The following is a 19,016-nucleotide window of genomic DNA, read 5'->3' on the forward strand; positions in this document are numbered from 1 at the left end:
GGAGCCGGTCAGATCGTGAACCCCTTTGTCAGTCAGCGGTACGTCCAACGCGGCGATTACGCATGGCTTGCGGCAGGCTCAGACCCTGCTGCAACAGGGCCTGCATGCGCAAGCGGCCGATGTTTGCAGCCGGTTGCTGGCGCAGTGGCCGACGCTGACCGAAGCTTTGCAGCTGCTGGCATTGGCTCGCAAAGCTGTCGGGGATGTCAGCGAAGCGGAACGTTTGTTACGCGCTTGTGTACAACTGCAGCCGCAGCGAGCCGATTTTCACGCCAACCTGGCCAACTTGTTACGTGCGAGCGGTCGTGTCGCCGATGCCGAGGCGAGCTATCGGCTGGCGTTGCAGGCGGATGCTCGTTTCAAACCGGCACGCCTGGGATTGATTCGTACGCTGAACGCGGCCGGCGTTCATCCGCAAGCGCAGATCGAAGCGGCCGCTCTGGTTCACGACGATCCGGCCGACGCCGAAGGTTGGGCCGAACTGGCCGCCGCGCTCAAAGGTCAGGGCAGATTCTCCGATGCGGAAGCCGCCTATCGAGCGGCGCTCGCGCGCCGTCCTTCGTTCGCGATCGCGCGTCACAACCTGGGCTCACTGCTGTCGCAGCTGGAGCGCGCCGACGAGGCGCTGCGTGAAATCGATCGAGCGGTCGAGGCTGGCCTGAAAGGTCACGCCGTGCATTTGAATCGCGCCATTGCTTTACAACAGCTGGGGCGCTTCGAAGCAGCCGAGCAGGAGTTCGAACACGCCGCGCAACTGGCGCCGGCGCACGTCGATACTCAAGCGCGGCTGGCGAAGCTTCGCTTCATGCGCGGTGACGCCGACTTCACTCGCGGTCTGCGCGCGGTGGTCGCGGGGAATTTGCGCAATTCTCAATTACATCTGTGCCAGGCGAGCTTGTTGCGCGATGCCGGCCGGCTGTCGGAAGCCACCGCGGCGTTTCAGGACGCAATCGCTCACTGCGGCGAACAACCGGAGTTGTTGATGGGGCTGGCGCTCACCGCGATGGACGCCGGTATACCCGGGCAGGCGCTGGCGCCGGCGCAGGCCGCCGTTTGTGCTCGGCCCGATTACCTGCACGGATCCACTTGTTTGCAGTCGGTCCTGCTGTCGCTGGGGCGCGCGGACGAAGCGATGCCGCTGATTCAGCGGGCCCGGGCGCTCGCGCCATTTCATCAAGAACACATTGCCTGCGAGGCGACCGCGGCTCGCATGCTCGGGCTGCCCAGATATCAGGAACTCTACGACTACGATCGTTTCGTGGTACCCAGGATGCTCGATCGGCCGGATGGCTTTGCTTCCATCGAAGCGTTCTGCGACGAGCTGATGGGTGTGTTGGCCGAACGGCAGCAACTCGCCATGCATCCGCTGGATCAGAGTTTGCGTTTCGGAGCACAGACGCCGCGCAGTCTGCTGGCGGATCCGCATCCGTTGATTCGTGAGTTCCTGGAGCTGCTGTCGGCGCCGATCGCTGAATATCGCTCGCGATTACCGCAATCCGAGGATCACCCGCTGTTGTCTAGAAATAACGGCGAAGCGCGGCTGTCGGGATGTTGGTCGATCCGTCTGCATCGTGGAGGCTATCACCTGAATCACGTGCATCCGTCGGGCTGGCTCAGCTCGGCTTGTTACATTCATGCGCCGGCGGATGCTCGAGACACCGTCGCGCGCAGTGGCTGGATCAAATTCGGAGAACCGCGCTACCCTACGCCCGGAGTCGATGCGGAACGGATGCTTCAGCCCAGGGCGGGAATGCTGGTATTGTTTCCTTCCTATATGTGGCACGGAACCATGCCTATCACCACGGACGAGCCTCGAGTCACCATCGGTGCCGACGTGCTGCCTGGCACGGCCTGAACACAGCAAACAAAAGCGGCCGGCGCCAGCCTTACGCGCTGTTGTGAACCAGCAACGTGTATACATTCCCCGAAGCGGTGCGCCCGCCGTGGTCACAATGCGGTCGCCTGCGTAAATGCTGGCGTTTCCGGGAGATTTCTGCGTGTGCCCGCGTCGGAACGATCACGCACGGTTGTACTTCCTTTGCCGATTTTGCAGCTGTATGCTCGGAGCCACGCTTGGGTCGATAGTTGTGAATTATCCATCGCTGCGGCCCAGGAAGGGAGCGTAGCCGACACCCCGAAACTGCAACTGACGGGTGTCGGTCAGGAGTCAATTAAAACCCTCTCGCAGGAGGAGCATTCTAATGTCGACGAATATTTCGATTCGGCGCGCGGTGAGCTACGCGCTGTGGACGAGCGTTGCGGCAGCGGCCGCGCACTCGTCACCGATCATGGCCGCGGAAAACCAGGACATGGTCGCCGAGGTTGTGGTTACCGGTTCACGCATCCAACGTCAGGACTACGTTGCCAACAGCCCTGTGATCACCAGCACGGCTGAGCAGATTGTCGAGAACGCGGACGTTACTCTCGATACTTATCTGAACACGCTGCCGCAGGTGAATCCGGCCGGCGGCACCACCTCCAACAACCCGGGTAACGGCGGTCAGTCGAACATCGACCTGCGCGGCCTGGGCGCCAACCGTAACATCGTGCTGTTTGACGGCCGTCGCGCCATGCCATCGGCGAGCGACATGACGGTCGACCTGAACACCATTCCGCAGGCCCTGATCGAAAGCATCGAAATCGTGACCGGCGGCGCCGGCGCGGTGTACGGCGCGGACGCGGTGGCGGGCGCGGTGAACATCAAGCTGCGGGAGAACTACGAAGGCCTGGACTTTCGTTATAACTTCTCCAACAGCACCGAATACTGGGACGCCGAGGAATATCAGGTTTCCGGTCTCGGCGGCATGAACTTCGCGGACGGTCGCGGCAACTTCGTGATCGGCGCGGATTACTCCAAGCGCGAAGGCATGATCAAGAGCCAGCGCGCGTTCGCGGCGCAGGCGACTTCGACCACTTCGTATCTGCCCGAGGGCCTGTACATTCCGGGCGCCAACGGGCCGGACCAGACGGCGATCGATGCGCTGTTCGGCCGGGCCGATTACGGCAGCAATGCGCCGGGATCGGTGCTCGGAAACCTGATTGGTTTCAACACCGATCGCACGTTGTTCTCGCGCGGCGTGTTCAACAGCCCGCGTGACGTGGTGAATTTTCGCTATCCGAACGATCTGAACATCAACGCCAACCTGTTCCCCGACCTGTATTCGTACAACTTCGACTCGGTCAACATCCTGACCTTGCCGCTGGAGCGCAAGTCGGGCATGGGCAAGTTCAAGTTCGAGTTCGAGGGTGGGGTCGAAGTGTTCGCGTCGGCCGGCTACACGGAATATGACTCGACCACCGCGCTTGCTCCGACGCCGTTCCCGACGGTGGGCACCAAGGCGCCCGGCGAGGCATCCGCGATTCAGGCGACCTCGTCATTGGTACGGCCCGGCCGGACCGTCAGCAACAACCTGGTCATCCCACTGAACAATCAGACCATCCCGGATGATCTGCGCACGCTGCTGGCTCAGCGCACGGGTACCTTGAATACGACGACGGGTCTGATCGAGGGCGATCCCAATCTCATCGATTATCTGACCCCGGCCGCTCAGCCGATCATGATCCGCACGCGCACGCTCACCACGGGCCTGCGTCAGTCGGCGTTCAACAACGAAGTCCTGCAGTACACGGTCGGTGCGCGCGGTCCGCTGTTCGGCGACACCTGGAAGTGGGAAGCCTACGCGTCGCAAGGCAAGACCGAGATCACCGAAACCCAAACCGGCAACATCGATACGCAACGTGTGATCGATCTGGTCGCGATGAACGACAGCGGCGCGAGCGTGTGCGACGGCGGATTGAATTTCTTCGGTCGCAATCCCCTATCGGCGGAGTGCGCGGCCTACATCACGGTGCCTCCGACAGTGCTGTCGACCGAGTTCAAACAACGCATCGTGCAGGGCTTCGTGACCGGTGAAATCGCTCAGCTGCCCGCCGGCCCGATGTCGCTGGTGGTCGGTGCCGAGGGCCGCTGGTTCGATTATGACTTCGATCCGGGCAACAGCTCCGGTCCGGTGTCGGGCTTGAATGCCCAGAATCCGGCCAAGGGCAACAACAACTTCCAGGATCTGTTCCTCGAGACCCTGATTCCGCTGGTGAACGGTGCGCCGGCGGCCAAGTCGCTGGAACTGAGCCTCGGTTATCGCTTCTCGAAGAGCGAATTCGAGGACGAGATCGCCGACCTGAAGAGCGACAGCCAGAACTCGAACGCCTACAAGGTCGAGTTGAGCTGGGTGCCGGTCGACAGCCTGCGCGTGCGCACGTCGTATCAGCGCGCGGTGCGCGCGCCGAACTTCGACGAGTTGTTCGACGGCGGCGGCTCGGCGCCGCAGTACTTCGATCCGTGCTCGGTTGGCACGGCGAAGCGCACCGGCGCCGATGCGGCCGATATGCGCAGGCTCTGCCAACAGACGGGCGTAGGCGCTTCCGTCATCGATGGTTACGTGCAGACCCCGGGTAATCAGATCTCGATCACGACCGCTGGCAACATCGATCTGGAGCCGGAGACCGCGGACACCGTCACGATCGGCTTGGTGTTCACTTCTCCTTGGGAAGGTGCACTGGCCGGCCTGCAGGGTTCGTTGGACTACTACAGTATCGATATCTCCGATCCCATCATCGATCCGTCGCCGAACATCTACGTGGCGGCTTGCTACAACTACTACGGCGACAACCCGACCTACAGTGCGACCAATCCGTTCTGCGGTGGCATCGTGCGCGGCGGTGGCGACGTTCTGGGTGTGGATTCCGTGGACACCGACGACGGCGTGTTCCCCGGCATCAACGGTGGTTCGATCAAGACCGATGGTCTGGACCTGCAGTTGAACTACAGCGTCGGCCTGCCAAAGGGCGAGCTGGGCTTCAACCTGGCGTACAACTATCTGCTGTCGTTCAAGCAGTCGGATCGTCCGGGTCTGCCGGCGCTCGACTACGCGGGCACGGTGTCGTACTTCGGCGCGGGTCTGGGCACGAGCTTCCCCGAGCAGCGTGCGAATCTCACGGGTCAGTACGCGATCGGTCCGTTCGCCGTCCAGGCCCGTTTGCGCTGGATCGGCGACATGGAGAATCGCGCGGCCGTGCAGTTCCCCGGTGAGACGTTCAAGGGCGTGCCCTCGATCTCCTACCTGGATCTGTCGGCCAGCTGGAAGTTCATGGACAAGTCGATGTTCCGTATCGGCATGAACAACGTCATGGACAAGCAGCCGCCGGCATATGCGCCGAACGTGCAGTCCGGTACCGACCCGTCGACTTACGACGTGATCGGCCGGCGCATCTTCGGTCAGATCTCGATCGGCTTCTAAGCAGGATTGGATCGACCTCGATCCGGAAGGGCGGCTCGGCGACGAGCCGCCTTTTTCTTGGCGCGGATTTTCTTGCGGCCAAACGTGCGCGGGGTGCGATCAACGGGCCCAAGGGCCCATGGTGCTCGCGATATCCAGGCCTAATACTCGGCTCACGATGCCGAGGTGGGTTATGCCGCGATCCATTACGACCTGTGCGCTCATCGTCCCGTTGGCAATTGCGCTCGCCGCTTGCGCGAACGCTCCGGAAGGAATGCGGGACGCGCGGGTTCACTCGACGCCATCCTGGAACAAATACTACGTCGCGGGCTCGCGCATTCCGCGCACGCTGGACGCGCAAGGTCAGCCGCTGACCGGCTCTCACATCGTCACCATCACCGATGAAGAGCTGACCAATTCCTCCGGCGTGTTGCTCGGAGACAAGCTCAACGGCGGCTATTCGCGTTGATGAAATTTTTTTTCGTTGATCACTAACTTTAGTTAGTGATCGCCGGCCCGTAACCAGCCAGTGATGCTGTAACGAGCGTGCGTCGCTGCCGGAGCCACGTAGCTCACGCAGTGGTTCTGCGGCACGCGGAACAGATTCAACACGTTGAACTTGGGCACATAGCCTTCCGCGACGTGGCCGTCGCGGTCGATGAATTGCAGAACGCCACCCCAGTCGGCGCGCCACTCCGGAGTAAAACCAAACACATAGGCGGCCAGACGCTGCTTGCCGGCGACGTTGTCGTCATGTTCGGTGAGAAAGTGCCCCGGCAGATATCGGGTCGCCTGGCTGTCGGCGAAGGCGATGGCGGGCAGTCCGGTGATCGCGCGCGCGAATTGCAGAAATTCCTCCGAATTCAGGAACTCATGCATGGCCATGAGCGGGTGCGCGCGCTCGCCCGACCGATACAGATCGTACAGAGGAAAATTCTCGAACACGTATTGGAAACCGCGCCGGGACTGCTCCAGCATTTTTTTCGTCATCGTCTCTCGCTGCTCCGGCGGCATCAGCATCAGCTGTTGATGCGCGATGTCGACGTGGCGCTGTCCTACGTTGAGCGACAGCTGCCAGGGCGTGCGCGTGTCGAGTTGCGTGAAGAGAGTGTCCGCACTGGAGGCCGTGAGTACGTCTGGTATGTGCACGCGGCCTTGTGTTCTGAAGATATCGGCGATCACCCGTCGATCCAGCCGCGGGTTCAATTGGATCTGCAATTGGATCTGCTCGTGCATGTCTTGTCGTTGTACCGGTAAGTATTACAGGCGGCGGTATCGAATGACGCTTCTGTACTTGCTAAATGACCGTTGTCTCTTTACAACGCGCGCCGATTGGACACCACTTTGTGCTCGACATCCCTTACTTAAGTAAGTGATTTACAACCGACAGCTCGCGGGAACCGCTGAGAAATCCGCTTGTTGCCGCGAAACCAACAGTTGTATGCTCAGCACACTTCGGTCCAGCGTTGTCGGCGAGCAAACCACCGACTGTTGCGCATCGATCACGAGATGCCTCATTCACACAGCTGAATGCCCCTCACAAATTTAACCTCTTGCAGGAGGAGTGGAAATGAAATCGACCAGTAACTCCCTTCGGTACGCAGTTCACTGCGTGCTGTTGGCGAGCGCAGCCACCGCGCTGCCTGCCTTGCCGGCGTTGGCACAGGAAACCGACTCGGCGGCCCGGCCCATCGAAGAAGTGGTGATCACCGGTTCGCGCATTCGTCGCGTCGACGAAGAAACCGCCAGCCCCGTGTTCGTCATGGATCAGAACACCATCGCCAACACCGGCGTGCAGACGATGGGCGATCTGATGATGCGCGTGCCGGCAATTTCCGGCGCGGCCACCAATCCGCAAGTCAACAACGGCGGCGGTACCGGTGAATCCAACGTCGAACTGCGCGGTCTCGGTGCGCAGCGCACGCTGGTGCTGTTGAACGGTCGGCGCATCAACGTACTGGGCGCGAACGGCACCACGTCGGCGGTCGACATCAACATGATCCCGATCAACATGATCGAGCGGGTCGAAGTGCTGAAGGAAGGTGCTGGCGCCGTGTACGGCTCCGACGCCATCGCGGGCGTGGTGAACTTCATCACCAAGAAGAATTTCGACGGCGCCGAAGTGAACGTCGAATACGGCCGCACGGGTGAGAATGACGGCGAGCACGAGTCCGCCAGCCTCACGCTCGGCAGCACGACCGACAAGATGAGCGTCATGTTCGGCGTGAATTACAACAAGCAGAAGGCGGTGTCCGCGGCCGATCGTCAGTTCTCTGCCAACGCGCTGTACCTCTATGGCGGCGGTGTGAGCGTCGGCGGTTCGAGTCGCACGCCGAATGGTCGCATCGGTCTGCTGGACTGGATGGACGATCCGGCCCATCCGGATGATCCGGACGCTCCTCAGATTCCGGTGCCGGGCACTCTGGCCGAGCTGTTCCCGGGTTGCTCGGGCACTCAGTCCCTGACGCGCAACGACGGTGCGGCCGGCAACGCGGTCAACCCCGCCAACTATCACTGTTTCGCGGGCGCCGACGCATTCAACTATCAGCCGTACAACTTGCTGATCACGCCGACCGAGCGCACCAGCTTCTTCACGATGCTGAACTACAAGATCACCGAAAACACCGAGGCCTACGGCGAAGTGGTGTACAACCGCACCCGCTCCGGCTTCCAGCTCGCGGCACTGCCGTTCGACGCCAACGCCGACGACATCGTGATCTCCGCCAACAACGCCTACAACCCGTTCGGCTATGCCTTTGGCGGCGTCGATGGCTTGAATCCGAACTTCCTGACCCGCCTGCAGGCACTCGGCAATCGTCGCAGCGACGTCGATACCGATTCCATCATCGGTAACGTCGGCGTGCGCGGCAAGTTCGGCCAGAGCAGCTGGGAATGGGATCTGGGCGCGCAGCTCGGACGTATGAACCAGGACCAGAACATCACCGGTTATCTGCTCAAGCCGCAGCTGCAGAACGCGGTGGGCCCGACGTTCGTGGACACCGACGGCACGCTCCGATGCGGCAGCGATGCGGCGAATCTGATCGCCGGGTGTACGCCGATCAACTTGTTCAACCTGTCCGATCCGGCACAGATCCAGGCATTGCGCGACATTTCCACCAACTATCGTAGCGACTACAACTACGACAGCTCGGGCTTCGCGCTCAACACCAATGGCGAGTTGTTCGATATCAGCGGCGGCACGGTGCTGATGGCGGTGGGTGCGGAATATCGCACGCAAAGAGGTGTGTTCGAGACGGACGTGCTGACGCGCGGCGAAGCGCCGCTGTATCTGTCCTGCTTGCTCGCGCAGGAAACCTGTACCGGCAACTCCTCGGCCGAATACAACGTGCGCGAAATCTACACCGAGTTCTTCGTGCCGCTGCTGAAGGATCTGCCGGGCGTGCAGGCGTTGAACGTCACCGTCGGCGTGCGCTACTCGGATTACTCGATCGACACGATCGGCGACGACACCAACGCGCAGTTCAAGGTCGAATACCGTCCGATCTCCGACCTGTTGGTCCGCGGTTCGTATGCCCAGGTGTTCCGTGCGCCGACCATCCTCGATTTGTCGAAGGCGCCGTCGCAGGATTCGCCGACGTTCAACGATCCTTGCACGCAGCTCACGCCGGCGGCGCTCGCGGCCAATCCGGGCCTGGCGCGTGCCTGCGTGGGCGTGCCGACCAATGGCAATTTCAAGCAGCCGAACAGCCAGATCACCGGTCTGATCCTCGGCAATCCGAACCTGAAGCCGGAAACCGGCGACGTGACCACGTTCGGCGTGGTGTACGACCCGAACTTCGTCGAAGGGCTGTCGGTGTCGCTGGATTACTGGAAGTACAAGATCGAGGATCTGATCACGCCGCTCGATCCGAACTTCGCGGTCGAGCAGTGCGTCGACACCGGCACCTACTGCGATCTGCTGTATCGCTATCCGTCGAGCAGCCCGAACGCGGGTGAGTTCCAGGTCTTCCAGGAACCCATCGTCAACCTCGGCGTGCTGGAAACCGACGGTTTCGATCTGGGCGTGAAGTACTCGCTGCGCGATACGTCGGCCGGCTCGTTCAACATCACGTTGGACCTGACCCGCATCAACAGCTACGAGAACACCCCGTCGCCGGGTGCCGCTCCGGTGGAGATCGCGGGTACGTTCGATCGTCAGTTCGGCAACTATGCCAAGTGGCGCGGTCTGATGGGCGTGGGCTGGGCGATGGGTGGCTTCGACGGTCTGCTGTCGTTTCGTTATATCCACAGCCTGAAGATCATCGGCCCGGACGGCGGCCTGTCGGATGAGCCGCCGCTGGAGATCGGCTCGACGACCTATATCGATGCGACCTTGGGTTACACGTTCCCGACCGACACCAAGGTCCAGGTCGGCGGCATCAACCTGACCGACAAGCAGCCGCCGCTGCTGTATCAGAACAACGTCACGAACGCGAACACCGATGTGTCCACCTACGACCTGCTGGGTCGTCGCTGGTACGTCAGCGTGACGCAGAAATTCTGATCGAGCGGGCCTGCGCGGGCTTTCCTGCGCCGGTCCGATGCAGCTTCAAGGGCCGTGAGGTTTTGCCTCGCGGCCCTTTTCTGTTTAGTTTCCGGACATGACTGCCAGTTTCCGTTCATCGTTGCCCCCGGAGTTGCAGGCGTCGCTGCGCGAGGCCGTGACTGCGTTCAATGCCGGTCGGTTCGAGTCTGCGGCACGAAGCTGTGAGCGGGTGCTGGCCCGGGCGCCCGGAAATCTGCGAGCGTTGGGCGTTTACGGCGCGGTTCTACACGCCCAAGAGCGCTACACCGAGGCCGAGCGCGTGTTCGGTGAGTTGGTGGATGCCGATCCCAACACCGCCATGCACTGGATGAATCTCGCGACCGCCCGGCGCGGGGCGGGCAAATTCGAGGACGCCCTGCGTGCCTACATGCGCGCATCCGAGCTTGGCTGCGCCACCGCCGATTTCTATTTCAACGTCGGTCTCACCCATCTGGATCGACGCGACTACGAATCCGCTCGCGCGGTATTGAAAAAGGCGCTGGAGCTCGCGCCCGCGGATGCCTTGATCCGGTCTGAATACGTTCACGCCTGTTACGAGACCTTGCAGACGGACGAAGCTCTCGAAGCGCTGCAGGGCTGGACGGAATTCTCGGGGCTGACCCCCGAGCAACTGGCCGATGTCGGTCAACGAATGATGAACCTGGGTGAGACCGAGCGCGCCGAGCATGTCCTGTCGCGGCTTGGCAGCCACGAGCTGGATGCACGCGCGATGTTGACACTCGCGCAGATCATGGAGCGGACCAATCGATTGCCGGAAGCGCAGCGGCTGGTAGAGCAGCTCTCCAGCGGGGCGCGCGCCGCGTCGCTCGGCATGGATCTGCTCGTCACGCGAGCGCAGCTGGCGCAACGGGCCGGCGATCACGAGCGCGCCCGCGAATGGTTTCAGGAGGCGCTCTCGCAAGTCGTGCACGAGCACGACAGACATTTCGTTTTGTTTCCGCTGGCGAAGTCGCTGGACGCCTTGAAGCGTTACGACGAGGCGTTCGCTGCCATGGCCGAGGCGCACACATCGCAAGTCGCGCATTTGAAGCTCACCGCGCCGATGGCGGTCGCTCGCGGCACGCCGACATGGGATATCACCCGGTGGGGCTGCGATCCCGCCGATATCGCACAATGGGACTATGGCGACGTGCCGGCGCTGGAGGAGAGCCCGGTGTTCGTAGTGGCCTTCCCACGGTCGGGCACGACATTGCTGGAGCAAACGCTCGACGCGCATCCGCAGTTGAAATCCATGGATGAACAGCCCATCGTCCAGGCGGCGCTCGATGACGTCATTGCCGAGGGCGTGCACTATCCGGAGGAGATGGGGAAACTCACTGCGCAGCAAGTGGCGGCCATCCGCGCGCGTTATTTCGAACGCGCGGCGGCGAAGGTGAAGCGGACGCCCGGCCAGCGCATCGTCGACAAGAATCCGCTCAACATGCTCCGGCTGCCGGTGATAAAGCGTTTGTTTCCAAACGCGCCCATCATTCTCGCGGTCCGTCATCCGTGCGACGTGGTGCTGAGTTGCTTCATGCAGCACTTCCGCGCGCCGCATTTCGTGATGTTGTGCTCCGATCTGCAAACGCTGGCCGATGGCTACCGCCGTTCGTTCGATTTCTGGTACGAGCAGTCGGCCCTGCTGTCGCCGAACGTGCTGGAAGTCCGTTACGAAAGCTTCGTCGCCGATTTTGAACGCGGCGTGCGGGAGATCGCCGACTTCCTGCGTCTGCCCTGGCACGACGGCATGCTGGCGCCAGCCGAACACGCGCGCGCCAAGGGATACATCAGCACGCCGAGCTATTCGCAGGTCGTGCAACCGGTGAATCAAAAGGCGGTGGGACGCTGGCGCGCCTACGAGCGGCACCTCGCGCCCATCATCCCTCAGCTGCAGACTTATTTACGCCGGTGGGATTACTCGGATCGATGAACAGCAGGTACGTGGAAATGATGTACTTGTCGCCCGAGATCGGCGGGCAGCCTTCGTGCTGGTACATCCAGTACGGAGGAAACATCAGCAAGCGACCGGCGCGCGCCGGAATGGTCACGTCCAGCTGCGGGAAGCGCGTCTCGCCGCCTTGCTCGACATCGTTCAGATACCACAGCAGCACCAGGTAGCGATTCGCCACATGGTTGATGGCATCGAAATGCAGCTGAAACTGTTCCTGTTGCCCGGCGCGGTAGCGCTTCAGGGTCAGGTTGGCGAACAGCGGCGAGTTGGGAATGGGCAGGGCCAGCTCGATGTCGCGGTTGTAGCGCTCCAGCGCCCGGTCGATCTGCCGGCGGAACATGCCCTGGAAGGCCTCGTCCGCCAGGCGGCTGACGTTCAGCTCGGTCCAGGCCGAGTCCTCCAATCCTCTACGCACGCCACGGCCGTTGCGCAGCTGGAAGCGTTCCAGCCCGGCGAACGAACCGATCATCTGCTGGCACAGCTGCGGGTCCAGGTCCTGATCGTAGGTGCGAATGTAGCGGCGCAGGTCTGCGTGGCTCATAGGCAGCTATAGTAGCGCGGAAATGAATTCACCAGACATCCAGACCCTGATGCAGCAGGGCCGGCTCGATGAGGCGGAGCGGCTGGCGCGCCAGTCGTTGCAGCACCGGCCGGGTGACGTGGAATCGCTCAATACGCTGGGTTTGATCGCCCTGCGTCGCGGGCAGTTCGAACGCGCGCAGCAACTGCTGGAATCGGCCATCGAGTCCAACCCGGGCAATGCGTCGAGCCGGCATTATCTCGGCCGCGTGCACGACGCGTCGGGCAACACGGAGGGGGCGGTCGCTGCTCACGGTGCCGCGCTCAGGCTCGCGCCCGGCATGTTCATCATCCGCTTGCACTACGCAATCGCGCTGGAGCGTGCCGGCCAGAACGAGCAGGCGGCGATTCAATATTTTCGTGCGAGCAACGACGCGCAGGCGCAAGGGCGCTGGCTGAGCGCGGAGACCACGGCGCCAGCGTTGCGGCCGATGGTGGAGCACGCCGTGCGCATGGTCAGAGCGACTCGCAAGGAAACCTTTGCGAAGCTGCTCGAACCGCTGCGTCAGAAGTTCGGTGCCAGCTCGCTCGATCGCATCGAGCGCGGCCTGCGCATCTACCTTCAGGAAGAAGCGCCGGTTCATCCAGACCCGCGCCAGAAGCCGACGTTCTTCTACGTGCCCGACGTGCCGCCCGCGCCGTATCTGGATCGATCCCTGTTTCCCTGGATCGAACGGCTCGAAGCACAGACCGATGCCATCCGTCAGGAGCTGTTACAGCTGCTGCGCAGTGACGCCGGTCGCGAGCGGGTGTTCAACACCGAGGCTATCGAGAAACAAAACCTGCGAGGCTTGCAGACGCCGCCGAGCTGGAACGGTTATTACTTTTATCGGCATGGCGAACGCCGCGCCGACAACTGTCTGGCATGTCCCGTGACGGCGAGTACGCTCGAATTCCTGCCCTTGTCTCATGTGCGCGAGCACGGTCCGGAAGTTCTGTTCTCGGTGTTCACGGCGGGCACGCATTTATTGCCTCATCGCGGCGTGACCAACTCACGGCTGGTCGGGCATCTGCCGTTACTCGTGCCGCCGGACTGCGCATTGAATGTCGGCGGCGAAGTGCACGAGTGGCGCGAAGGGCGCGCAGTCATCTTCGATGATACGTACGAGCATGAAGCGTGGAATCGCAGTGACCGCACGCGTGTGGTTCTGATCTTCGATATCTGGAATCCGCATCTCACCGAAGCCGAGCGTGCCGCCGTCGAGTTGCTCGTGCCGGCCATGGGTGATTTCCGGAAAGCGGCGGAGACGGCGTAATCATGCGCTTACCCCGGCCATTTTATCGCTTACCGCTGCGCTTCGATGTGGAGCGGTTGCGCGCTGAAGCGGCGGCATTGCCTGCCGGCGCCTGGGCTCGTCATCCCAATGATATCAAGGGCAACAGCGCGGCCCGGTTGATCAGCGTCGATGGCGGCGAGAACGACGAAGTCAACGGCCGCATGCAGGCGACGCCGCATCTCCAGCAGTCGCCTTACATCCGGCAGATTCTGGCGAGCTTCGGTGTGGTGTGGAGCCGCTCGCGTCTGTTGCGTCTCGCGCCGGGCGCGATCGTTCCCGAGCATGCCGATATCAACTATCACTGGTTCACGCGCGTCCGTTTACACATTCCCATCGTGACGCGGCCGGAAGTTCGTTTCTATTGCGCGGACCAGTCCGTGCACATGGCGGCGGGTGAAGCTTGGGTGTTCGACAACTGGCGTTCGCATCGAGTCGAAAACTTCACACCGGACGAACGCATTCACCTGGTCGCGGATACGTCGGGTAGCGCCAATTTCTGGCAGCTGGTCGCGCAAAGTGACAACCCGAATGCGCAAGTGCGCGAGGTTCCCTACATCGCGGATCGCCAGCTGTCGCCGCTCATGGAGCGCTCCAAGCTTGCGGCCGTCATGACGCCGGGCGAAATGGATTTCTTGATTCTCGACCTGCGCTCGGAGCTGGAGGCTCGAGAGAACCTATCAGACTCGCGCGCGCGTCTGATTCGTTATCACGGATTGCTGGAAGGGTTCTGCAAAGACTGGCGGCAGCTGTACTCATTGTATGGCGAGGAGCCCGACGGTTGGCCGGAGTTCGTGCGTCTGCGCGACAGCATACGCAATGCGTCTCGAGAGCTGTCGGAGGGCTTGATGATGCGCACGAATCGAGTGCCGGCTCATCAGGTGCTGGAAGGTCGTGTATTGCGCGCGATGTTGTCGCTGCCGCAGCCGGCGCGCCGGCGCATGCAGAAGATCGACGCGCCGATTTTCATCGTCTCGGCACCGCGCTCCGGAAGCACGCTGCTGTTCGAAACATTGGCGGCGAGCTCGCAGCTGTGCACGGTTGGAGGTGAAGCGCATTGGTTGGTGGAAGGAATCGAGGCGCTACGTCCCGGCGCGCCGGGCATTGACTCCAATCGTTTGACGGCTGAGCATGTCAGCGACGTCATCGCGGCCGACATCCGCGAGCAGATTCTGTCGCGGCTGCAGGACCACGCAGGTCGGCCGCTGCGCGAGCCCGGCGAACGACGTTTCCTGGAAAAGACGCCGAAGAACTCGCTACGAATTCCGTTTTTCAATCATATATTTCCCGATGCGCGCTTCGTGTTCCTGTGGCGCGATCCGCGCGAGAACATCAGCAGCATCATGGAGGCCTGGCGATCTGGCAACTGGCGTACTTATCCCAAACTGGAGGGGTTCGATGGACCGTGGTCGATGCTGTTGCCGCCAGGCTGGCGCGCCATGAACGGCCGACCGCTGGCTGAAATCGCCGCCTGGCAATGGGAACGAACCAACGCCCGAATCCTCGATGACCTGCAAGCGTTGAGCAGTGAACGCTGGGCAGCGCTGGAATATGATGAACTGCTGCGGAATCCCGTCGGTGCTATCGGTAAGCTATGCGACTTCCTGCGGATGCCGGTAGATTCAGCACTGGCGCAGCGTTTGTCCGCGCCGCAGCCGCCGTCCCGTTACACACTGACCCCGCCAGCAGCGGACAAATGGCGCGCGAATGAGGCGCAGATTGCTCCGGTGTTACCGTCCGTTCAGGCCACGTGGGATAGATTGCGAGCGTTGAGTGGGGCTCAAGGAGTTGGCGATGTTTCGTAAGTTGTTGTTGATTGCGGCTGTCGCTGGCGCGACGAGCCAGGTCTTCGCACAGCAGGTCGCTCCGGCCGAGCCCGCTGCGCCCGCCGCGGCACCTCAGGCGGCAACGCCTGCGCCACCGCCGGCCGACGCCAAAGTGATCAAGGAACCTGCTGCCGCTGCGGCGCCGGCCGATGAAAAAGCAAACCCGCTGACGGAAGGACAGATTGACGCCGATAAGATCATGGCCATGCAAAAGGCCGGCTACACGATCAAGAACGAGAACGGCCAGACTCTGCTATGCCGTCGGGACAATCAGACCGGCTCGCGACTGCGTCACAAGACATCCTGTATGACTGCGCGGGAATGGGAACAGTTGCAGGAAGAGAACAAACTCCAGCTCAAGTCGCTGGAGCGTCGTCCGCGCATGAGTCCGCAGTAGAGATGCCATGGCTACTGGAACGAGTAGCCGTGACGTTCGATGACCAGTTGGTCGCGCTCGGCGACCAGCTGCGCCAGCCCGGCATCGTAGAACTGACGATGAGGCGCATGTTCCGAAGTGTTCAGCGCCGGCGCGGTGCTCATGTAATCGCGCAGCTCCGATGTCACAGGCTCGCCCGCCGATTCCAGTAGCGGTGGCACTTCAGTCCGCAACTGCTCCATGCGGGCGAGCTTTACGGCCGCGATGTCCGGCCCATACAAATATCGATAAAGAAACGAATAGAAGCCGAGGCCACTGCCCCGAATCGGCGCCAGCGCGGAGTTCGGCAGGTTCAGCCCTTGATTGAGATAGGTCGCCGGCAACGCCGCGAGCGCCCGCTCCAGCAACGCCGGGTCGCGATCCAGGTTCAGCATGTTTCGAATCGTTGCCGCGAAGTCCAGCGTGCCGCCCTGGCTCAGCGTTTGAAACAAGGCGTTGGGTTGCGGCCGCGAGCGCTGAAAGCTGTACCACGAAACATAGTAGCTCCAGGGATTTCGCACCAGGCCCAGCAACGGCAGCGAGGAGTACTGCGCGGGCAGCATCGAGCGGGGCAGGTGATAGCCGATCTGCCTGGCGCCCGCGATGTGATGGATCAGACCGGCGTTGACGAAAGTGCCGCCGGACTTATGTAAGTGCAGGAAGACGAAGCGAGGAGTGACGATCATCCCGCGGCATGCGTGGCGAAATGCCGATCGACGGTTTCGTCGTACCGGCCGAGGTTCCGGTCGCCGGCCGCCAGGAGTTGCAGCAGGTCGGGCGTGGGCAGGAAGTCACAGATCATGTGAGTGCGCGATCGTTCCGGGTCGGCGTTCCACACCGCGTGCGGCGAGCTGTTGTTCAGTACCCAGATCTCGCCGGGCCGCATCAGATAAGTGAGCTCACCGGCGATCATATGCACGTGCTCGTGTGACTCGATCGGAAAATGCAGCCGCAACGTCTTGGCGAAATACGGTGCGCGATCGATGTGCGGATCGATGGAGACACCGCCGGGCAGACGTGCGAGCAAACATCGCTGCGGTGGCGCCGGTATCAGCTTTTCAATGATCTCGCGGGCATACGGCATCAGCGCCAGCGGCTCACGATCCTCGATCGGCAACGCTCCCTGCGCCGGCGCGTAACCCCGAAGAAACAAGGCCTCGGCGTTGCGATGAACGCCGACACGGCCGCCGGTGGATCCCCATAGAGCCGTCGGCAATGCCGCGACCTCATCCGCCAGTCGCCGCGCATCGATTCCCACCGGCAGGCGCAGGCAGCCGCCCACCAGCGTGGTCTTGTCGATGACGGGATGGCCGGGGAGGTCCAGCATTGCCGTTCAATTGCCCCTGGGCGGCAGGGCTTCGCTGGAGTTGAGGGCTTCCTTGAAGCCGTCCTTCGCATTGTTGGTGCGCGCGGTCCATTCGTCCTGAGTCAGGCAGATCTTTTTGTTCTTCAGTCGCGTGTTGGTCACGGACTCCTGCTTGCAGATGATCTTCTTGCCGTCCGCGGTATTGATGGGCTCGCCGCTTTCGACGGAATAGTTGATCAGCCGCTGGGCCTTCTGATCGTCCGTTTCCTTGGCCGCCACCGCGGGCGCGGCGGTGGGCGCGACCGGCTTCGGCGAGGCGCAGCCGAGCAATGCGACCAGGCAAACCGATAAACAAATGAGTGAGCGCATGAGACTTCCTTGACGCCTTGTTAATGTTGAGATGCTGCGAGCTCGGCCTGAATCACCTGGGCCCCGGCCGCGATCTTCAGACGCGCCGCCGTGCCTGCGGGCAATTCGACCACGCCCAGCACTATACCCCCGGATTCGATGGTCTTCAGCGACAGCGGTTCGGTGTTCTGCACGACCTTGATCACCTTGCCATCGGGGGCCACGAACAGCATGTCCAGCGGCACGTAGGTGTTCTTCATCCACATCGCCACCGGCTGGGGCTGGGGATAAATGAACAGCATGGAGTCATCGGGGCGCAGCTGCCTGATGAACATCAAGCCGCGCGCGCGCCGCTGGTCGTCATCGGCGATCCAGCTGTTGAAACGATGCAAACGGGCATCCGTCGTGGCGATCTGAATGGTCGAGCGGCGGAAGACCTGGTCCAGATCCTTGGTGGTGACCTCGGGGGTGGCCGCCGGTTTGGGGGGCGAATCGGCGCCGCCCTGGGCAACGCCGCTCAGCAACGCGCCCACCAGCAAGGCCGGCAGCAACCGGCCGATTGAATACATCGTGATCATCGTTTCCGTTCCATTTGGCGTTGCGCCGTCATCGGTCCGCCTTCGAGCGTTTCATCTTTGTCTTCGCTGTCGAAGTCGATCCGACCTACATAGTCGAATCGTGACAACAGGATGACACCGTCGCCGCGCACGGCGCGCGCGGGATGTGTACAAAAACCGCGTGCGATGACTCGATACGAACGAGAGCGGCGCGGTATCCCGGCCAGCGGCTCCTGGCGCACCTCGTCGAGCGTGCATTTGTTATCGCCCTGGGTACTGTAAAACTCGCCCAGGCCTTCTCGTATGACAGTCACGTTGACCGGCAGTGCCCGCGCGGTCTGACCCTCGCGTAACCCGGCGGCGCCGAACACCAGCACCAGCCGCTCGCCATCCGCGCCGCCTTTGTGACTGAAACGCATGCGGATGCCGCCGTCCGGCCGCACGGCGCCGGTGCATTCGGTGCCGTCGTTGCCCCAAACGAGCTCTGCTTGCACTGCGCCCGACAGGCGGGCCTTGAGAGAGCCGCGTCCGTCCGGCAGGCAGGCCACCGGGGCCGGCGGCTTGCCAGCGTTGTCAGCGGCTTCCGCGGGCGGCTGAGCATGGACCTTGCAGGACAGTCCCAACGTTAACCCACAGATGATCGTTATTGCAGGCAGGCAGCGACGCCAGCCCGCAAGGTGCGAGGAGCCGCAGCCATGTCCGAGCGCGAGGACGACGTCGTTATTAAACCGTTGCAGCATGCCGGTATGCTTACTCTGGATGCGGGGTTCCGGCAGACTGTGGCGCCGGAGCCTCGCCGTCCCGGATCCGACGAGGATGAGGATGGCGAGCAACCAACAATGCCGAAGCCGCGCCTGCGAGGCAAGCGGCCACGGTCGTCGCCGACACTGAAGTCGGTCAACTCAACGGATGGTTCCCGTGCCGACGGGACTGCCCGACGCGAAGCGAGATTTCGTGAT

General features: G+C 62.3%; 15 protein-coding genes. 8 read left to right on the forward strand and 7 right to left on the reverse strand.

Going from position 1 to position 19,016, the window contains the following annotated elements; all coding sequences use genetic code 11:
* Positions 1–25: 25 nt before the first annotated feature.
* From EKO19_RS31890 to EKO19_RS31900, 3 genes are all read left to right on the forward strand, one after another.
* Positions 26–1,855: a 2OG-Fe(II) oxygenase family protein gene (locus tag EKO19_RS31890; RefSeq protein WP_129781472.1), complete on the forward strand. Its 1,830-nt coding sequence runs from the start codon at positions 26–28 to the stop codon at positions 1,853–1,855.
* 346 nt (positions 1,856–2,201) lie between these two features.
* Positions 2,202–5,297: a TonB-dependent receptor domain-containing protein gene (locus EKO19_RS31895; RefSeq protein ID WP_129781473.1), complete on the forward strand. Its 3,096-nt coding sequence runs from the start codon at positions 2,202–2,204 to the stop codon at positions 5,295–5,297.
* Positions 5,298–5,469: 172 nt separating this feature from the next.
* Positions 5,470–5,745 (forward strand): hypothetical protein, encoded by a 276-nt coding sequence (locus EKO19_RS31900; RefSeq protein WP_129781474.1) that lies wholly within the window; start codon positions 5,470–5,472, stop codon positions 5,743–5,745.
* A gap of 32 nt (positions 5,746–5,777) precedes the next feature.
* Here the strand turns inward: EKO19_RS31900 and EKO19_RS31905 are convergent, their stop codons facing one another.
* Complete coding sequence (locus EKO19_RS31905; protein ID WP_129781475.1) at positions 5,778–6,512, reverse strand: 2OG-Fe(II) oxygenase; 735 nt, start codon at positions 6,510–6,512, stop codon at positions 5,778–5,780.
* 334 nt (positions 6,513–6,846) lie between these two features.
* On the opposite strand from EKO19_RS31905, the gene EKO19_RS31910 reads away from it, so the two are divergent.
* Both EKO19_RS31910 and EKO19_RS31915 read left to right on the forward strand, forming a co-directional pair.
* Positions 6,847–9,780: a TonB-dependent receptor plug domain-containing protein gene (locus EKO19_RS31910; RefSeq protein ID WP_129781476.1), complete on the forward strand. Its 2,934-nt coding sequence runs from the start codon at positions 6,847–6,849 to the stop codon at positions 9,778–9,780.
* Positions 9,781–9,877: 97 nt separating this feature from the next.
* The gene (locus EKO19_RS31915; protein WP_129781477.1) at positions 9,878–11,731 is read left to right on the forward strand and encodes a tetratricopeptide repeat-containing sulfotransferase family protein; all 1,854 of its coding nucleotides are present in this window, start codon (positions 9,878–9,880) and stop codon (positions 11,729–11,731) included.
* On the opposite strand, the gene EKO19_RS31920 is transcribed toward EKO19_RS31915, so the two are convergent.
* Positions 11,679–12,293, reverse strand: a complete 615-nt coding sequence (locus EKO19_RS31920) for a 2OG-Fe(II) oxygenase (protein ID WP_129781478.1) — start codon at positions 12,291–12,293, stop codon at positions 11,679–11,681. The two genes, EKO19_RS31915 and EKO19_RS31920, sit on opposite strands and share 53 nt — an antisense overlap.
* A 22-nt stretch (positions 12,294–12,315) precedes the next feature.
* On the opposite strand from EKO19_RS31920, the gene EKO19_RS31925 reads away from it, so the two are divergent.
* Genes EKO19_RS31925 through EKO19_RS31935 form a run of 3 tightly spaced genes read left to right on the forward strand, consistent with a single transcriptional unit; the run spans position 12,316 to position 15,828 of the window.
* Positions 12,316–13,587 (forward strand): aspartyl/asparaginyl beta-hydroxylase domain-containing protein, encoded by a 1,272-nt coding sequence (locus tag EKO19_RS31925; protein ID WP_217705744.1) that lies wholly within the window; start codon positions 12,316–12,318, stop codon positions 13,585–13,587.
* A 2-nt stretch (positions 13,588–13,589) separates the two neighbouring features.
* The gene (locus EKO19_RS38505) at positions 13,590–15,410 is read left to right on the forward strand and encodes a sulfotransferase (protein ID WP_157995536.1); all 1,821 of its coding nucleotides are present in this window, start codon (positions 13,590–13,592) and stop codon (positions 15,408–15,410) included.
* Positions 15,400–15,828, forward strand: coding sequence for a hypothetical protein (locus tag EKO19_RS31935; protein ID WP_129781479.1), 429 nt, complete (start codon positions 15,400–15,402; stop codon positions 15,826–15,828). Before EKO19_RS38505 ends, EKO19_RS31935 begins: the two co-directional genes overlap by 11 nt.
* Positions 15,829–15,839: 11 nt before the next feature.
* Here EKO19_RS31935 and EKO19_RS31940 read toward each other — a convergent pair whose 3' ends face one another.
* The 5 genes from EKO19_RS31940 to EKO19_RS31960 are packed head-to-tail and all read right to left on the reverse strand — an operon-like array spanning position 15,840 to position 18,890.
* On the reverse strand, positions 15,840–16,532 hold the full coding sequence (locus EKO19_RS31940) for a hypothetical protein (protein ID WP_129781480.1): 693 nt from the start codon (positions 16,530–16,532) through the stop codon (positions 15,840–15,842).
* On the reverse strand, positions 16,529–17,173 hold the full coding sequence (locus tag EKO19_RS31945) for an aspartyl/asparaginyl beta-hydroxylase domain-containing protein (protein WP_129781481.1): 645 nt from the start codon (positions 17,171–17,173) through the stop codon (positions 16,529–16,531). Before EKO19_RS31945 ends, EKO19_RS31940 begins: the two co-directional genes overlap by 4 nt.
* Positions 17,174–17,179: 6 nt before the next feature.
* On the reverse strand, positions 17,180–17,521 hold the full coding sequence (locus EKO19_RS31950; protein ID WP_129781482.1) for a hypothetical protein: 342 nt from the start codon (positions 17,519–17,521) through the stop codon (positions 17,180–17,182).
* Positions 17,522–17,541: 20 nt separating this feature from the next.
* On the reverse strand, positions 17,542–18,069 hold the full coding sequence (locus tag EKO19_RS31955; RefSeq protein ID WP_157995537.1) for a DUF192 domain-containing protein: 528 nt from the start codon (positions 18,067–18,069) through the stop codon (positions 17,542–17,544).
* Positions 18,070–18,074: 5 nt separating this feature from the next.
* A complete protein-coding gene (locus EKO19_RS31960; protein ID WP_129781484.1) occupies positions 18,075–18,890 on the reverse strand; it encodes a hypothetical protein in 816 nt (271 codons plus the stop codon).
* Between the last annotated feature and the right edge of the window lie 126 nt (positions 18,891–19,016).

The organism is Peristeroidobacter soli (genome assembly GCF_004138485.1).
Lineage (GTDB): Bacteria > Pseudomonadota > Gammaproteobacteria > Steroidobacterales > Steroidobacteraceae > Steroidobacter > Steroidobacter soli.